The 14,272-nt window shown below is 74.9% G+C and carries 8 protein-coding genes; 4 read left to right on the top strand and 4 right to left on the bottom strand.

Features of this window, described 5'->3' with window-relative positions:
• Positions 1 to 9: 9 nt before the first annotated feature.
• The 4 genes from galT to ACTEI_RS22445 all read left to right on the top strand — a co-directional run bounded on the left by galT (position 10) and on the right by ACTEI_RS22445 (position 7,981).
• Complete coding sequence (gene galT / locus ACTEI_RS39220; RefSeq protein WP_307837888.1) at positions 10 to 3,444, top strand: galactose-1-phosphate uridylyltransferase; 3,435 nt, start codon at positions 10 to 12, stop codon at positions 3,442 to 3,444.
• A 198-nt stretch (positions 3,445 to 3,642) separates the two neighbouring features.
• Entirely contained in the window at positions 3,643 to 5,652 is a 2,010-nt protein-coding gene (locus tag ACTEI_RS22455; protein ID WP_122979455.1) for a TRAP transporter permease, read from the top strand.
• A gap of 71 nt (positions 5,653 to 5,723) precedes the next feature.
• Positions 5,724 to 6,725: a TAXI family TRAP transporter solute-binding subunit gene (locus ACTEI_RS22450; protein WP_122979454.1), complete on the top strand. Its 1,002-nt coding sequence runs from the start codon at positions 5,724 to 5,726 to the stop codon at positions 6,723 to 6,725.
• 641 nt (positions 6,726 to 7,366) lie between these two features.
• Entirely contained in the window at positions 7,367 to 7,981 is a 615-nt protein-coding gene (locus ACTEI_RS22445) for a response regulator transcription factor (protein ID WP_239082467.1), read from the top strand.
• On the opposite strand, the gene ACTEI_RS22440 is transcribed toward ACTEI_RS22445, so the two are convergent.
• The 4 genes from ACTEI_RS22440 to lanKC all read right to left on the bottom strand — a co-directional run bounded on the left by ACTEI_RS22440 (position 7,960) and on the right by lanKC (position 14,188).
• Positions 7,960 to 9,678 (bottom strand): ATP-binding cassette domain-containing protein, encoded by a 1,719-nt coding sequence (locus ACTEI_RS22440; RefSeq protein WP_122979453.1) that lies wholly within the window; start codon positions 9,676 to 9,678, stop codon positions 7,960 to 7,962. The two genes, ACTEI_RS22445 and ACTEI_RS22440, sit on opposite strands and share 22 nt — an antisense overlap.
• Entirely contained in the window at positions 9,675 to 11,324 is a 1,650-nt protein-coding gene (locus ACTEI_RS22435) for an ABC transporter ATP-binding protein (RefSeq protein ID WP_122979452.1), read from the bottom strand. Before ACTEI_RS22435 ends, ACTEI_RS22440 begins: the two co-directional genes overlap by 4 nt.
• A gap of 63 nt (positions 11,325 to 11,387) precedes the next feature.
• On the bottom strand, positions 11,388 to 11,534 hold the full coding sequence (locus ACTEI_RS22430) for a SapB/AmfS family lanthipeptide (protein ID WP_122979451.1): 147 nt from the start codon (positions 11,532 to 11,534) through the stop codon (positions 11,388 to 11,390).
• Positions 11,535 to 11,548: 14 nt separating this feature from the next.
• Positions 11,549 to 14,188: a class III lanthionine synthetase LanKC gene (gene lanKC, locus ACTEI_RS22425; protein WP_122979450.1), complete on the bottom strand. Its 2,640-nt coding sequence runs from the start codon at positions 14,186 to 14,188 to the stop codon at positions 11,549 to 11,551.
• Positions 14,189 to 14,272 lie beyond the last annotated feature (84 nt).

The following is a 14,272-nucleotide window of genomic DNA, read 5'->3' as shown; positions in this document are numbered from 1 at the left end:
GGGGTTCTCGTGCCCACTGACCCAATGACGTGGCCCGAGCCGCTCTCCGTGCGCCACACACCGTGGGCGACGCCGCTGCGCCGGCCGCGGATGAGCAACGACGAGGACGTGCGGGCCGGTCTGTCGCTGACCAACCGGTACCTGACCAGGAACGGCACGCCGGTCATCCCGGTCTCCGGCGAGCTGCACTTCAGCCGCGTGCCCCGGCACCGCTGGGCGGAACGCCTGCGCCAGATGAAGGCCGGCGGCGTCACCGTGGTGGCCAGCTACATCTTCTGGCTGCACCATTCCCCGGCCCCCGGGCGGTACCGCTTCGACGGCAACCTGGACGTGGCGGCGTTCGTCGACCTGGCCGTCGGGACCGGGCTGGACGTGGTGCTGCGGATCGGGCCGTGGGTGCACGCCGAGAGCCGCAACGGCGGCTTCCCGGACTGGGTGCAGCACGCCCCGGTCCGGCACCGCACCGACGACCCGGCCTACCTGGCGATGGTCCAGGAGTGGTTCACGCGGATCGGCGCGGCGCTGGACGGGCGCGCCTCGGCCGAGGGCACGGTGCTCGGCATCCAGATCGAGAACGAGCTGTACACCCAGCCCGAGCACCTGCGTACCCTCAAGCGGATGGCCCGCGAGGCCGGCATGTCCGCGCCGATCTGGACGGCCACCGCCTGGGACAGCGCCGAGCTGCCCGAGGAGGAGGTCCTCCCGCTCTACGGCGGTTACGGCGACGGCTTCTGGGTCGACTCGGACGCGCCGTGGGCGCCGAGCTTCCGCGACCACTACTTCTTCTCGCACGTCTGGGACGACCCGGGCATCGGGGCCGACGTGCGGCGGGCGCAGAACATCGAGGCGGCCGAGGGCGGCCCGCGCGTGCCCTCCGACCTGTTCCCGGCCGCGACCTGCGAGCTCGCCGGCGGGATGGCCACCGCCTACCACCGGCGCCCGCGCCCCTCGGCGCTGGACGTCGCCACCATCGCGCACTGCAAGATCGGCAACGGGTCGGCCTGGCAGGGCTACTACATGTACGCCGGTGGCACCAACCCGCACGCTCCGGACGGGATGCAGGAGTCGCACGCCACCGGCTACCCGAACGACCTGCCCCGCCTCGGCTACGACTTCCACGCCCCGATCGGCGAGGCCGGCGCGCTCGCCGGCAGCCACGCGCAGCTGCGCCGCCAGCACGCCTTCCTCGCCGCGTTCGGCGCCCGGCTCGCCGAGATGCCGTCCAGCCTGCCCGACGTGCGCCCGAGCGGCGTCGAGGACAGCCGGACGCTGCGCTGGGCGCTGCGCAGCGACGGCCGCAGCGGCTTCCTCTTCGTGGCCTGGCACCAGCCGCACTTCCCGCTGGACACCTACCGCGGCGCCCGCTTCCGGGTGGCCCTCGACGACGGCGAGCTGGAGTTCCCGTCCCGCCCGGTGGACATCCCGGCCGGCACCCTGGCGCGCTGGCCGGTCAACCTGACCGCCGGCGGGGTGCGCCTGCCGTGGGCCACCGCCTCCGCGCTGACCCTGCTCAGCGGCGCGGTGCCCACCCTGGTCCTGCTCGCGGAGACCGGCATCCGGCCCGAGCTGGCGGTCCGCGACGGCGACGAGACGGCGGTCCGGGAGATCAGCCCCGGCCTGGAGCCGGTCCGGGTGGAGACCCGCGACGGCCGGCTCGACGTGCTCCTCCTGCCGGCCGAGGCGGCCGAAGCCGTCTGGGTCTGCGAGGCGGGGGGCCGCCGGCTCCTGCTCAGCGACGACGAACTGCAGTGGGACGCCGCCGGGCGGATCACGGTCAAGGCCACCGGCACCGCCCCGGTACGGGTCTACGACCCGGCCGCGCGCGGGTTCGCCGACCTGCCGGTCGCGCCCGCGCCCGCCCCGCGGACCGGGGACGTGCCGGCCGTGCGGCTGCGCCCCGCCGCCGTGGTGCCCGCCGGGTACGGCAAGCACGACGGCCGCGCGTCCGCCCCCGCCCCGGCGGCGTTCGACGAGCACGCCGCGGTGTACCGCCTGCAGCTGCCGGACTGGGCCGCCGACCCGGAGCACGACGCGCTGCTGCAGATCGACTGGGCCGGTGACGTCGGCGAGCTGCGGGTCGACGGGGTCACCGTCACCGACCGGTTCTGGGACGGGTCCCGCTGGCAGGTCAACCTGGTCGACGCCGGGTACCGCTCAGGCGCCGAGGTCACCCTGCACCTGCTGCCGCTGGCCACCCTCTCCCCGGTCGCGGTGCCCGAGGACGCGCGCGACCGGCTGGTCGCCGCCGGCTCCCAGCTGCTGGCCATCGACGCGATCCGGGTGGTCGGCCGGGGCAGCGCCACCGAGCCGGAACGGGTGCACCGGGTGCGCCGGACGTCGCGGCGGATGGCCGACGGCCGCGAGATCATCTACTACGACGACACCGAGCCGTACGTCTCCGGCGCGGCCACCCGGCAGGCCGAGGACACCCGGCCGCTGCCCCCGGCCGACCAGGTGCTGCGCGGCGGCGCCCAGGTCCGCTACGACCCGCTGACCGGCGAGTGGATCGCCCTGGCGTCGCACCGCAACGACCGTACCTTCATGCCGCCGGCCGACCAGGACCCGCTGGCGCCGACCGTCCCCGGCGGGTTCCCCACCGAGATCGCCGAGGCCGGTTACGACGTGGTCGTCTTCGAGAACCGGTTCCCGGCGTTCTCCCCGCGCATCGGGGGCGCCGAGGGCCTGGTCGACGGCGATCCGCTGTGGCCGGTGCGGCCGGCCGGCGGCCGTACCGAGGTGGTGTGCTTCTCCTCGGCAGCGCAGGGGTCGTTCGGCAGCCTGACGCCGCACCGGGCCCGCACCGTGATCGAGGCCTGGGCCGACCGCACCGCCGCGCTGGGCCGGCAGCCGGGCGTCGAGCACGTCTTCGTGTTCGAGAACCGCGGCCGGGAGATCGGGGTGACCCTGCCGCACCCGCACGGGCAGATCTACGCTTTCCCGTTCGTGCCGCCGAAGGCGGCCCGGATGCTGGAGATGGCCGCCCGGCACCGGGACCGGACCGGCGGCAACCTGTTCCGCGACATCCTGGACGCGGAGCGCCGCGCCGGCACCCGGATCGTCGCCGCGACCGAGCACTGGACCGCCTATGTGCCCGCCGCGGCCCGCTGGCCGGTCGAGGTGCACCTGGCCCCGCACCGCGACGCCGCCGACCTGACCGAGTTGACCGGCCCGGAACGCGACGACCTGGCCCGGATCTACCTGGACGTGCTGGGCCGCCTGGACCGGTACTTCCCGGGCCCGGAGCCGCTGCCCTACATCGCCGGCGTGCACCAGGCGCCGGTCCGGACCGGCCGTGACCTGTTCCGCCTGCACCTGCAGGTGTTCAGCATCCTGCGGGCGCCCGGCAAGCTGAAGTACCTGGCCGGCGTCGAGTCGGCGATGGCGGCGTGGATCAGCGACACCACCCCGGAGCGGGTCGCCGCGCGGCTGCGCGAGGTCGCCTGATCCGGCGGCCGTCCGGTTCGCCGGGGTGGTTCGGCGGCGGCCGTCCGCTTCTTTCGCGGCGGGTGGCCGCGGCCGGTCGTGCTCCGGCGGCCGGGCGGCGGTCGGGCCCGGGCCCCGGCGGTGCGGCCGGTGGGTGCCGCGCCCACCATCGGATGATCGTCCGGCCTCGGGCGGGCGGCGCCGTAGTAGTGTCCATTCATGGGCGATGGTCGATCCCTTGGCGTCGATGCCCCACCCGCCGTCCACTACGACGAAGAGGAGCGGCCCGCCCGCGCGCTCGCCGGACGCACCGCCCTCACGGTCGCCGCCGTCGCCGCCACGGCCGGGGCGTTCACGCTCTGGCAGGTGTTCCGGCCGCTGGCCCAGGGCAGCCAGTTCTACCTGATCCTCTTCCTGGCCGGGACGCTGCCGCTGATCTTCCCGGTGTACCGGCCGCGGGCCGGTCGCGGGGAGCGGCCGAGCCGGCTGGACTGGCTGCTGGCCGCGCTCGCCGTGGCCGTCTGCCTCTACCCGGTCAGCCCGGCCGGCGGCGGATACGACGGTTTCCTCGACCGGCAGGCGCTGCTCGAACCCGTCGACGTGGCGTTCGGCGCGGTGCTGCTCGTGCTGGTGATCGAGGCGGCGCGGCGGACCACCGGGCTCGCCCTGCCGATCGTCTGCGGCGCCTTCCTGTTGTACGGGTACTACGGCGGCCGGCTCCCGCAGACCTGGCCGATCGCCCACGCCGGACTCGACTTCGCGCAGATCGTCGACGCGCTCTACAACTCCGGCAGCGGGTTCTACGGCACCCCGCTCGACGTGGCCGCGACGTACATCGTGCTGTTCACCATCTACGGCGCGGTGCTCGACCTCTCCGGCGCCAGCCGCTTCTTCGTCGACCTGTCGGTGGCCGCGTTCCGCCGCTCGCGCAGCGCCGCCGGGCGCACCGCGGTGGCCGCCGGCTTCCTGCTCGGCACCGTGTCCGGCTCGGGCACCGCCACCGCGGTCAGCGTCGGCGCGGTCACCTGGCCGATGCTGCGCCGCGCCGGATACCCGCCGGAACAGGCCGGGGGGATGCTGGCCGCGGCCGGGGTGGGCGCCATCCTGTCCCCGCCGACACTGGGCGCGGCCGCGTTCATCGTCGCCGAATACCTCGACGTGCCGTACCTCACCGTGCTGGGCTGGGCGATGATCCCGACCCTGCTGTACTACCTGGGCATCCTGCTGGCGGTCGAGATCGACGTACGCCGCTTCGGGGTGCGCGCCGTCGAGATGCCGGCGACCAGCGCGTGGCGGCTGCTCAGCCGGTTCGGTTACCACTTCTCGTCGCTGATCCTGATCGTCGCGCTGCTCGCCCTCGGCGAGAGCGCCACCCGGGCCGTGGTCTACGCGACGCTGCTGGCGGTGCTGCTGTCCTTCCTGGACCGTACCGCGCGGCTGACCCCGGCCCGGATGTTCGGCGCGCTCGCCGCCGGGGTGCGCGGGGTGCTCCCGGTCGTCGCGGTGTGCGCCGCCGCCGGGGTGATCACCGCGGTCACCACCAAGACCGGGCTCGGCGCGCAGCTGGCCTCGCTGCTGGTCAGCGGCGCGCGGGCGGTCACCGACCACCCCGGCGCGGTGCTCGCGCTGACCGTGCTGCTGGCCGCGGTGGCGCTCGCCGTGCTCGGGCTCGCGGTGCCGGTCACCGCCAGCTTCATCATCGGCTGGGTGATCATCGGGCCGGCGCTGCTCGGGCTCGGCGTGGCCGCTCCCGCCGCGGCCATGTTCGTCTTCTACTACTCGGTGCTCTCCGAGGTCACCCCGCCGACCGCCCTCGCCGCGGTCGGCGCCGCCGCGATCACCGGCGGCCGGACCATGCCGACCATGTGGCAGGCGTTGAAGTACGCGCTGCCCGCCTTCCTCGTCCCGATCGCCTTCGTGCTCACCGACCGCGGGGAGTACCTGCTGGCCAGGGGGCCGGCCGGCGGGGTGCTGTGGACCGGCGCGGCGGCCGGTCTGGCGGTGCTCGCTCTGGCGGTCGCGGCCGGCGGGTGGGTGCCGGGCGTCGGCCGGGCCACAGTGGCGAGCCGGGCGCTGGCCGGGGTCGCCGGGCTGTTCCTGCTCTACCTGGCGCCGCTGGCGGCCGGGATCGGGGCGGCGGCGCTGGCCGGGTCCGCGCTGCTGGCCGCCGTGGCCCGGTGGCGCGGTGCGGGCGCACCGGCCCGGCGCGCCGGTGGTGTCCGGCCGTGAGCCCCGTTCCGTTCGCCGCAGGCGCCCTTTCCCGCCAGGAGAGGCATGAGACGCATTCCCGGAGGAGAAGCATGAGACGGATCCTGACCGCCGCCACGCTCACCGCCCTCGCCGTGGCCACCGGCGCCTGCGGTGGCCGGCAGGACACCGCCGCCACCGACACCGGCGGCGACGTCACCTGCCAGGTCGACAAGGAGACCCGGGTCGGCATCGCGACCGGCAACGCCACCGGCGTCTACTTCGCGCTGGGCAACGCGTTCGCCGAGCAGGTCAACGCGTCCGGCGGCGCGGTGCGGGCCACCGCCGCGGAGACCGGCGCGTCGGTGCAGAACATCCAGCAGCTGGTCGCGGGCACCTACGACGTCGCGTTCGCCCTCGCCGACACCGCCGCCGACGCGGTCGCCGGTACCGGCAGTTTCACCGCGAAGCAGCCGGTGGCCGCGCTGGCCCGGATCCACACCAACTACACCCAGGTGATCGTCCGCAAGGCGGCCGGCATCCGGGACGTCGCGGGCATGAAGGGCAAGCGGGTGTCCACCGGTTCCCCCAAGTCCGGGACCGAGGTGATCGCGAACCGGGTGCTGGCCGCCGCCGGCCTCGACCCGGCCCGGGACGTCAGCGCCCAGAAACTCGACCTGACCAAGACCGTGGACGGCATGAAGGACGGCACGATCGACGCGCTGTTCTTCTCCGGCGGGCTACCCACCCCGGGCATCACCGATCTGCTGACGACCGCGAAGGATCAGGTCGAGTTCCTCGATGCCACCTCGCTGCTGCCGAACCTGCAGAAGATCAACCCGGTGTACCAGCAGGGCGTCATCCCGGCCGCGACCTACCAGCGGCCCGCCGACGTCCCGGCCATCGTCGTTCCCAACCTCCTGCTGGTCCGCGCCGACCTCGACGCGAACGTCGCCTGCACCCTGACCCGAACCCTGTTCGACCGCAAGACCCAGCTCGAACAGGCCAACGGCGCGGCCCGGGAGATCAGCCTGGACACCGCCCGCCGCACCAGCCCGGTGCCCCTGCACCGCGGCGCCGAGAAAGCCCTCGACAACCTGAACGCCCCGAAGTGACCGGTATCGCTCACCCGTCTCGGCGCGGCCGGCCCGGTGTTCCCGGTCTGCCGCGCGGTCGCCGGCCCGGTGCTGCTTTCTGCCGCGCGGTCGCCGGCTCCGTGCTCCGGCACGCGGACGCTCCGGCGTAGGAAGGGCGACCCCGGCGATACATCGGGCGTCCCGTGTGGAGTTGGTCCTGACGATGCGTCGGGTGCGCGGGCCGGGTAGGGCCGCCTCCTGCCGGCCGTGCACGCGACCCACGCCGGTGCGGGTCCGGCTGCGGTCCCGACAGCCGGCCCCGACCGGTGCTCCCGGCCGTCCGCCCCGCTGCGGCGGGTGGTGAACCGGTCGGCCGGACGGCTCCACCATGTTGCTCGTTGTGACGCCGCGGTTGCATCCTCCGAACGGAGAGCGATCGATGGCCGTAGTGGGATGTGCCCGCCGTCCGGCCGGGCAGGTTTTCCGTGATGCGCCCGCGCCCCCTCGATCAGGGCCGTACGGTGGCAGAACCGTCCTTTGCCGCACCGCCGGGGTGGCGGGACCGACGGTCCACACAGGCCGATCGGCTCGTCCACGTACGACTGGCAATGTTGCAAGAACGTGACTGTCGAGTCACAGAGTGCTATAGAGAAGGGCGTGTATCTCATCGGAGGAGTCGCGTGATCCGCATCATCCTCGCGCAGAAGGGCAGGTTGATCCGCCGGGCGTTGGCGCAGATGCTCGCGCAGGAGGACGACGTGCACGTGGTCGCCGAGGTGAGCGCCTACGATGAGGCGGTGACGGCGGCGGTCCGCGAGAGGCCCCACGTCGCGGTGCTGGACCACGCGCTGCTCGGCCCGCCGGTGGCGCACGACCTGTGCACCGACCTGCTCAAGGCGGCGCCGGGCTGCCGCATCCTGCTGATCGTGGACCGCAGCCTGCCCACCCTGGCCGGCGCCGAACTGGCCCGGATGACGCCGCGGGTGGGTCTGCTGGCCACCGACGCGTCGCCGGGGCAGCTCATCGAAGGTGTGCGCCGGCTGTCCCGGGGGCAGCCGGTGCTCGACGTCGACATCGCCGTCGCCGCGCTGAGCGCCAACACGACGCCGCTGACCCGCCGGGAGCGCGAGGTGCTGCTGCTGGCCACCGAGGGGCGGCCGACCAAGGAGATCGCGGCCAAGCTCTGCCTGACCGACGGCACCGTGCGCAACTACCTGTCCCGGATCGTCGCCAAGACCGGCGCCCGCACCCTGATCGAGGCGGTGCGCCGGGCTCAGGAGTCCGGCTGGGTGTGAACCGTGGCCAGCGGCTCGGCGGTCCAGCGGCCCAGCAGCTCGCGGTAGAGCGGCGAGCGGTCCACCAGCTCGTCGTGCGTGCCGAGCGCGGCCGAAACGCCGTCGAGCACCAGCACCCGCCGGGCGCGCAGGGCCGAGCTGACCCGGTGGGCGATCACCACGAGCGTTCCGGCGCGCGCCGCGAAGGCCTCCTCGACCTGCCGCTCGGCGGCCGGGTCGAGGTGGCACGTGGCCTCGTCGAGCAGGGTCACCGGGGCGTCGGCGAGGTAGGCGCGGGCCAGCGCGAGAAGCTGGCGCTCCCCGGCCGACAGCCGGTCCGGGCAGACCGTCGCGTCCGGCCCGCCCAGCCGGGCCACCAGGCGGTCGGCGCCCACCGCCGTCACCGCGGCGTCGATCTCGGCGCTCCCGGCGGCCGGGCGCAGATAGGTCAGGTTCTCCCGTACGGTGCCGGTGAAGACGTACGCCTCCTGCGGGATGAGCACGCGGACCGCCGGGTCCAGCCGGCGCACCGGGGTCCCGCCGAGCAGCACCACGCCCTCGTCCGGGCTGAGCAGCCCGCACACCAGGCCGGCCAGCGTCGACTTGCCGATCCCGCTGGGGCCCACCACGGCCAGGTGGTCGCCGGGCGGGATGTCCAGGTCGAAGCCGCGCAGCACGGGTTCGGCGTACGGCCCGTAGGCGAAGGTCACCCGGCGCAGCGTGATGTCCGTGCCGGACGGTCGTACCGGATCGGGCCGTTGCGCCGCGGCGGGAGCGCCGCCGGGCCCGGTGGCGTCGAGGATGCGGCCCAGCGTCACCACCAGGCGCAGGCCGCTGCCGCCCAGCCCCTGCACCACGGTCCCCAGGGCGGGCTGGAGCCCGCGCAGCACGTAGGTCATGCCGCCGACGATCCCGCCGGCGGTGAGGCCGTGCGTGACCAGGGTGGGGGCCGCGGCCAGCAGCGCCAGCAGCGGCACCCCGCCGCCCAGGGCCAGGGTGAGGCTGCGCAGCGCGGCGACCCGGGCCAGGGCGCGTTCCGCCGCGGCCTGCTCCCGTACCGGTGCGGCGACCATGGCGGCGCCGTGCTCCTCGCCGCCCTGCGCGAGCAGGTCCCGGGCGCCGGCCAGGACCGCGCCCGAGGCGGTGGCCAGCCGCTCGTCCGCGGCGACGTAGGCGCGCTGGCGGCTGACGGCCATCCCCAGCGTGCCGGCGAAGAACGCGAGGCTGAGCAGGAACGGCGGCAGGACGATCAGCAGGATCGCCGGCGCGACCGCGAGCAGTCCGACGACGGCGGCCACGGCCAGCACCAGGAAGCTGCGGACGATCACGATGAGCCCGGCGAACGCGTCCCGGACGATCTCCACCTGGTGGGTCAGCCGGGCCACCGCGCCGTCCTCGGCGCCACCGGCCACCCGGCGCCGCAGCGCCCCGTCCACCACCCGGCGGACCAGGTCGTCGCGCAGCGGCTCGACGAGATCGCCGAGATGCCGGTACACCCCGCGCGCGCCGGCCGCGCCGACCGCCGCCGCGACCAGCAGCGTCGCCAGCCACGCCAGCCCGGTCCCGGGCCGGCCGGCGAGGAAGCCGGCGTCCAGGGCGCGGGCCACGGCGAGACCGGAGACGGCCGTCGGCAGCGCCTCGGGCAGCGACCACAGGGCCAGGGCCAGCAGCGGGCGGCGCCGCAGCGCGGCGCCGCACACGGCGAGCTCGCGTCTCATCCGAACACCTCCCGGTACGCCGGATCGGCCCACAACGTCCGATGGGGCGCCATCGCGCGCACCCGCCCGCCGTCGAGCCAGATCACCGTGTCCGCCCGGGCCGCGGTGGCCGCGCGGTGGGTGACGAGCAGCCGGGTACGGCGTTCCCCGTCCGCCGCGAGCGCCCGGTGGATCAGCATCTCGGTCACCACGTCCAGGCTGGACGTGGCGTCGTCGAGTACCAGCAGCCGGTCGGCCGGCCAGGCGCGGGCCAGCCCGAGCCGCTGGGCCTCCCCGCCGGACATCGGCGTCTCGGCGAGCGGGGTCGCGTACCCGGCGGGCAGCCGGCTGACGAAGCGGTGCGCCTCGGTGGCCCGCGCCGCCGCCCGCACGGTGCCGGCGTCCCGCCCCACCCCGATGGCGTCGCCGACCGTGGCCCCGACCAGCACCGGCCGCTCGAACGCGCAGCCCGCGGCGGCCCGGAGCGCCTCGTGCCGCACGGCCGGCAGCGGCACCCCGTCGAGCAGCACCGTGCCCTCGTCGGGTTCCAGCAGGCGGCAGGCGAGCGCGGCCAGCGTCGACTTGCCGGCGCCGGAGCGTCCGACCACGGCGACCGTGCTGCCGCCGGGGACGGTCAGATCGACGCGGTCGAGCAGCCGGCGGTCGCCGTCGCGGACGGTGACCCCGGCGAACCGCAGGGTGCCGGCGCCCGGGGGCAGGCCGGCCGTGCCGTAGGTCATCGGGGGCACGGCGAAGACCTCGGCGAGGCGGCGCACCCCGGCGCGGGCACGGGCCAGCCGGCCCAGCACCCCGGTGAGCGTGCCCAGCCCGGCGCCGAGCATCGCGTACTGGCCGGCGGCGAACAGTTCGCCGGCGGTGATCCGGCCGGCGACCAACCCCAGCCCGCCGGCGCCGAGCACGGCGACGAGCACGAGCGGGCCGACGACGGCCGCCTGCGCGCTCGCCCGGGCCAGCGCCAGCCAGCTCAGCAGGCCCTGCGCGCGCAGCTCCGGCAGGGGTTGCAGGATCCGGCGCCGCTCTTGTTCCACGGTGCCGGCCGCGGCGATGGTCCGGGCGCCGGCCAGCGACTCGGCCAGCCGGCCGGCCATCGTGCCCTGGATCCGCTGGTAACCGGCCAGCAGCCGGGAGGTGCGCCGGGTGAACGTCACCAGTACGACGGCCACCAGCGCCGACGCCGCCAGGAACGCCACCGCCAGCCACCAGTCGATGAGCGCCAGCAGCACCAGGCTGCCGACCGGCGCGAAAAGCGCGGTGAACGTCAGCACGACGCTCGGACCGGCCTGGGCGGCGTCCGGCGCGTTGGCGCTGACCCGGCTGACCAGGTCGCCCGGCTCGAACCGGGCGGCGCCGCGCGAATCCAGGGTGAGCACGTGGCGGACCAGCCGTTCCCGCAGCCAGGCGGTGGCGCCGGCGACGCACGCGCCGGCCGCGAACGCGTCCACGACGTCGACGAGCACGCCGGCCGCGATCAGGATCGTGGCCCACAGCAGCCACCGGCCGCCGTGGCCGTCGGCGAGCACCGCGTCGACGGCCCGGCCCAGCACGGTGGGCAGGGCCAGGGCGCTGAGACTTCCGGTGACGGCGGTCAGCGCGATCAGCGGAAGCCAGAGCCGGCTGCGCCGGACGACGGCGCCGAAGGTCAGCATCGATCACTCCCGGATAGACCGCGGCCGCGAACGGGTTGCCCCGTTCGCGGCCGATGGCGTGGATCAGTGGCAGGTGACGAGGCTCAGCGAGCTGGCCGCGCACACCACCAGGCTGGCCGTGCTCTCCACGCCGCAGCCGGTGCTGCTGCTGCTGCCACCGCCGGTCTCGAGACCGGACATCTCCAGGCCCTGCAGGTCGAGAAGCGCCATCGAGGTTCCTCCTTCTAGATGTTTCCTACGGACCCGTGTCCCGTCGACACGGGGGACTGTGGCCGCGGCGCCGTGGCCGGCGCGATCAGCGGCAGGTGGACCGGTGTGTCGTGGTGCGCCGCGCCGAGGGCGAGCAGCACCCCGGCGCTTCCGGTGGCGACGTCCATGGACAGCCGCAGCAGCTGGTCGCCGGGGAAGGCGACCCCGTCGGCGTACGGCATCGCGTGCCAGCGCAGCCGCCGGGCCTGGTCCGCCACGGCCGGGTCGGTGCGCGGGTCCGTGGCCCGGCCGGCCAGGTAGAGCAGCATCCCGGCGCGGCCGGCGAACAGTCCGGACTGCACGTACATCCGGGCCTGCGCGGCGCGGTGGATGGCCGCGCTCGCCTCGGTGAACCGGTCGTCCGGGCGGCGGCGCAGGTACTGGTCGACGGCGATGCCGACGCCGACGCTGCCGGCCGCGAGGTACGGCATGGTGCGCCAGCCCTCGTCGACCTCCATCACGCCGTTGTCGCGCACCACGCAGCGGCGCAGGTCCTGGCGCAGCGCCACGGCGGCACGGTCCAGGAAGTCCGGCCCGCCGGTCTCGTCGTACGCCCGCATCAGCAGCAGCGCCGGACCGGACGAGCCGCGGAACAACCCGGCGTACGGGTTCTCCAGGCCACTGGTCTCCGGGACCGAGTCGACGTCACCGAGGCGGTCGCCGACCAGCTGCGCCGCCCGCATCGCCAGGTCGCGCAGGCCGGTGTCGCCGGTCCGGTCGGCGAAGTGGAACAGGTTCAGGCCGATGCCGGCGAGCCCGCCCATCAGATCCAGGCCGAGCGCCTGCCAGTCGTCGCTGAGGCACATCTGCAGCAGGTCCAGGGCCGGTTGGCGGTGGCCGAGGTGGTCCAGGGCGAACGCGACCCCGTGCAGGCCGTCGTACAGGCCCAGCATGGTGCCCCGGGCCGGTTTCTTGACCCGTTGCAGCAGCCACTCCTCCAGGTCCGGCTGCCGTGGGGCGCCGGTCACCGACAGGGCGTGCAGGATCCCGGCGGCGCCGTAGGCCAGCCCCAGCCCGTTGAGCCGGAACTGTTCGATGTCGCCCGGGAAGAGCCGGTCGGTGCGGTCCGGTGAGGCGCTGGCGAGGATGCCCCGGACCAGCTGCTCGCGCTGGCCGGGCCAGTCGTCGGCCAGCCCGGGCCACGGCTTCGCGGCGGGTGTGGACGCGCCCCGGCCGTGGTGGTCCGCGCCGTCCCGCTCCGCCTTCGCCGGCGGGTCGATGATCTCGACCGCCTCGGCGAGGAAGCGTTCCGGCACGGGGAAGTGCTCGGCGATGACCCCGGCCAGATCCCGGGCCTTCGCCCGGGACAGCCAGAGCAGCTGCGTCATCGGCAGGAACAGGGCCAGGCGCAGGCAGGCCAGCGCGTACCGGTCGATGTCGACGCCGGTCGTGCCCGAGGGCGCGGCGAACCCCTGGTTGCCCAGCCCGGGCCGGGCGGCGGCGGTGGTGGTCGAGGCCACCTCGAAGTCCAGCAGCGCCACCGTGTCGTCCGGCCGGATCATGATGTTGAACAGGTGCAGGTCGCCGTAGACGACGCCGCGCTCGTGCATGTGCCGCAGGGTCGTCTCGACCTGCTCGTACACGTTCATCGCCCACGCGGTGTAGTCGGCGAAGTCGGCCGGTCCGGCGCCGACGTCGATCATCGGGTAGCGGCGCACCAGAGCCCGGTGCAGCGGCCGCCCGTCGACGTACTCCATCGCCAGGAAGCGGTGCTCGCCCAGGTCGAACCGGTCCGACACGGCCGGCACGCCGGGCACCCCGGCGAGCGAGCTGAGCACCTCGTACTCCCGGTCGATCCGGGCCACCGCGTCGGCGCCGGTGCTGTCCAGGCCGGCGTGCGGGCGCCCCTCCTTGAGGACGATCTCGGCATCGGTACGGGTGTCCCGGCCCAGATACACGCCGCCACCGTTGGAGAAGTGCAGCACCCGCTCGATGGTGTACGGGATGTCGGTGACGGTCACCGCGTTGCGGGCGGCCAGGTGCGGCGCCAGGAAGTCCGGCAGCGGCACCCACGGGGGCACGTAGAACACCGGGTCGCGCCGGTCCGGCACCAGGGTGCCGTCCTGGTCGGCGATGGCCAGCACCACCTGGCCGCCGTCGGTGACGCAGTACCGGGCGGCGAAGCCGCCGTAGCGTACGTACAGCGGGCCGTTGCCCCAGCGCAGGTCGCTCAGGATGTACGGACCCGGCTCGCCGTCGAGCAGCTCGCCCAGCTCGGTCAGGACCCGTTCGCACGCCGCGTCGTCCGGCGGGTAGATGGTGACCAGCTTGCCGCTGTACCCGCGCGGGGCGTACTTGGAGCTGCGCAGCCACAGCGCCGGGCTGGAGCGCAGGAACTTGAACTCCAGCCCGCGCGGCACGCAGTAGTCCCAGACCTTGTCGAGCACCCGGTCGGCGTTGTCCAGGCACGCCGAGACGTGGATCTTCCAGCCCTGCATCGGCAGGTTCAGCGCCTCCGGCGAGAAGACCAGCCAGTCGTCCTGCTCCTCGCGGCGCCAGCCGGGCGGCAGCGGGCGGTCCGCGGTGGCGAACGAGACGCCGGCGTTGGTGGCGGACCGGAGCGCGTCGTAGAACAGCGGACTCGCCATGCAGAACGCCTCGTACCGGCTGTCCATCGATCCCCCTCGCTCGTTGACCTGCCGTTGACAATCCGGCAACGAGAGGGCCGGCACCAGCCGCGCCTGTCATCTCTTGACGGG

This window comes from Actinoplanes teichomyceticus ATCC 31121 (genome assembly GCF_003711105.1).
Lineage (GTDB): Bacteria > Actinomycetota > Actinomycetes > Mycobacteriales > Micromonosporaceae > Actinoplanes > Actinoplanes teichomyceticus.
The sequence above is the reverse complement of the archived record's forward strand: the minus strand, read 5'-3'. Positions and strand labels throughout refer to the sequence as shown.

Bases quoted from the DNA above. Each gene is read 5' to 3' on its own strand.
- ACTEI_RS22435 (WP_122979452.1), bottom strand. From the start codon at position 11,324: ATGCTGACCTTCGGCGCCGTCGTCCGGCGCAGCCGGCTCTGGCTTCCG.
- ACTEI_RS22450 (WP_122979454.1), top strand. From the start codon at position 5,724: ATGAGACGGATCCTGACCGCCGCCACGCTCACCGCCCTCGCCGTGGCC.
- ACTEI_RS22440 (WP_122979453.1), bottom strand. From the start codon at position 9,678: ATGAGACGCGAGCTCGCCGTGTGCGGCGCCGCGCTGCGGCGCCGCCCG.
- ACTEI_RS22455 (WP_122979455.1), top strand. From the start codon at position 3,643: ATGGGCGATGGTCGATCCCTTGGCGTCGATGCCCCACCCGCCGTCCAC.
- lanKC (WP_122979450.1), bottom strand. From the start codon at position 14,188: ATGGACAGCCGGTACGAGGCGTTCTGCATGGCGAGTCCGCTGTTCTAC.
- ACTEI_RS22430 (WP_122979451.1), bottom strand. From the start codon at position 11,534: ATGGCGCTTCTCGACCTGCAGGGCCTGGAGATGTCCGGTCTCGAGACC.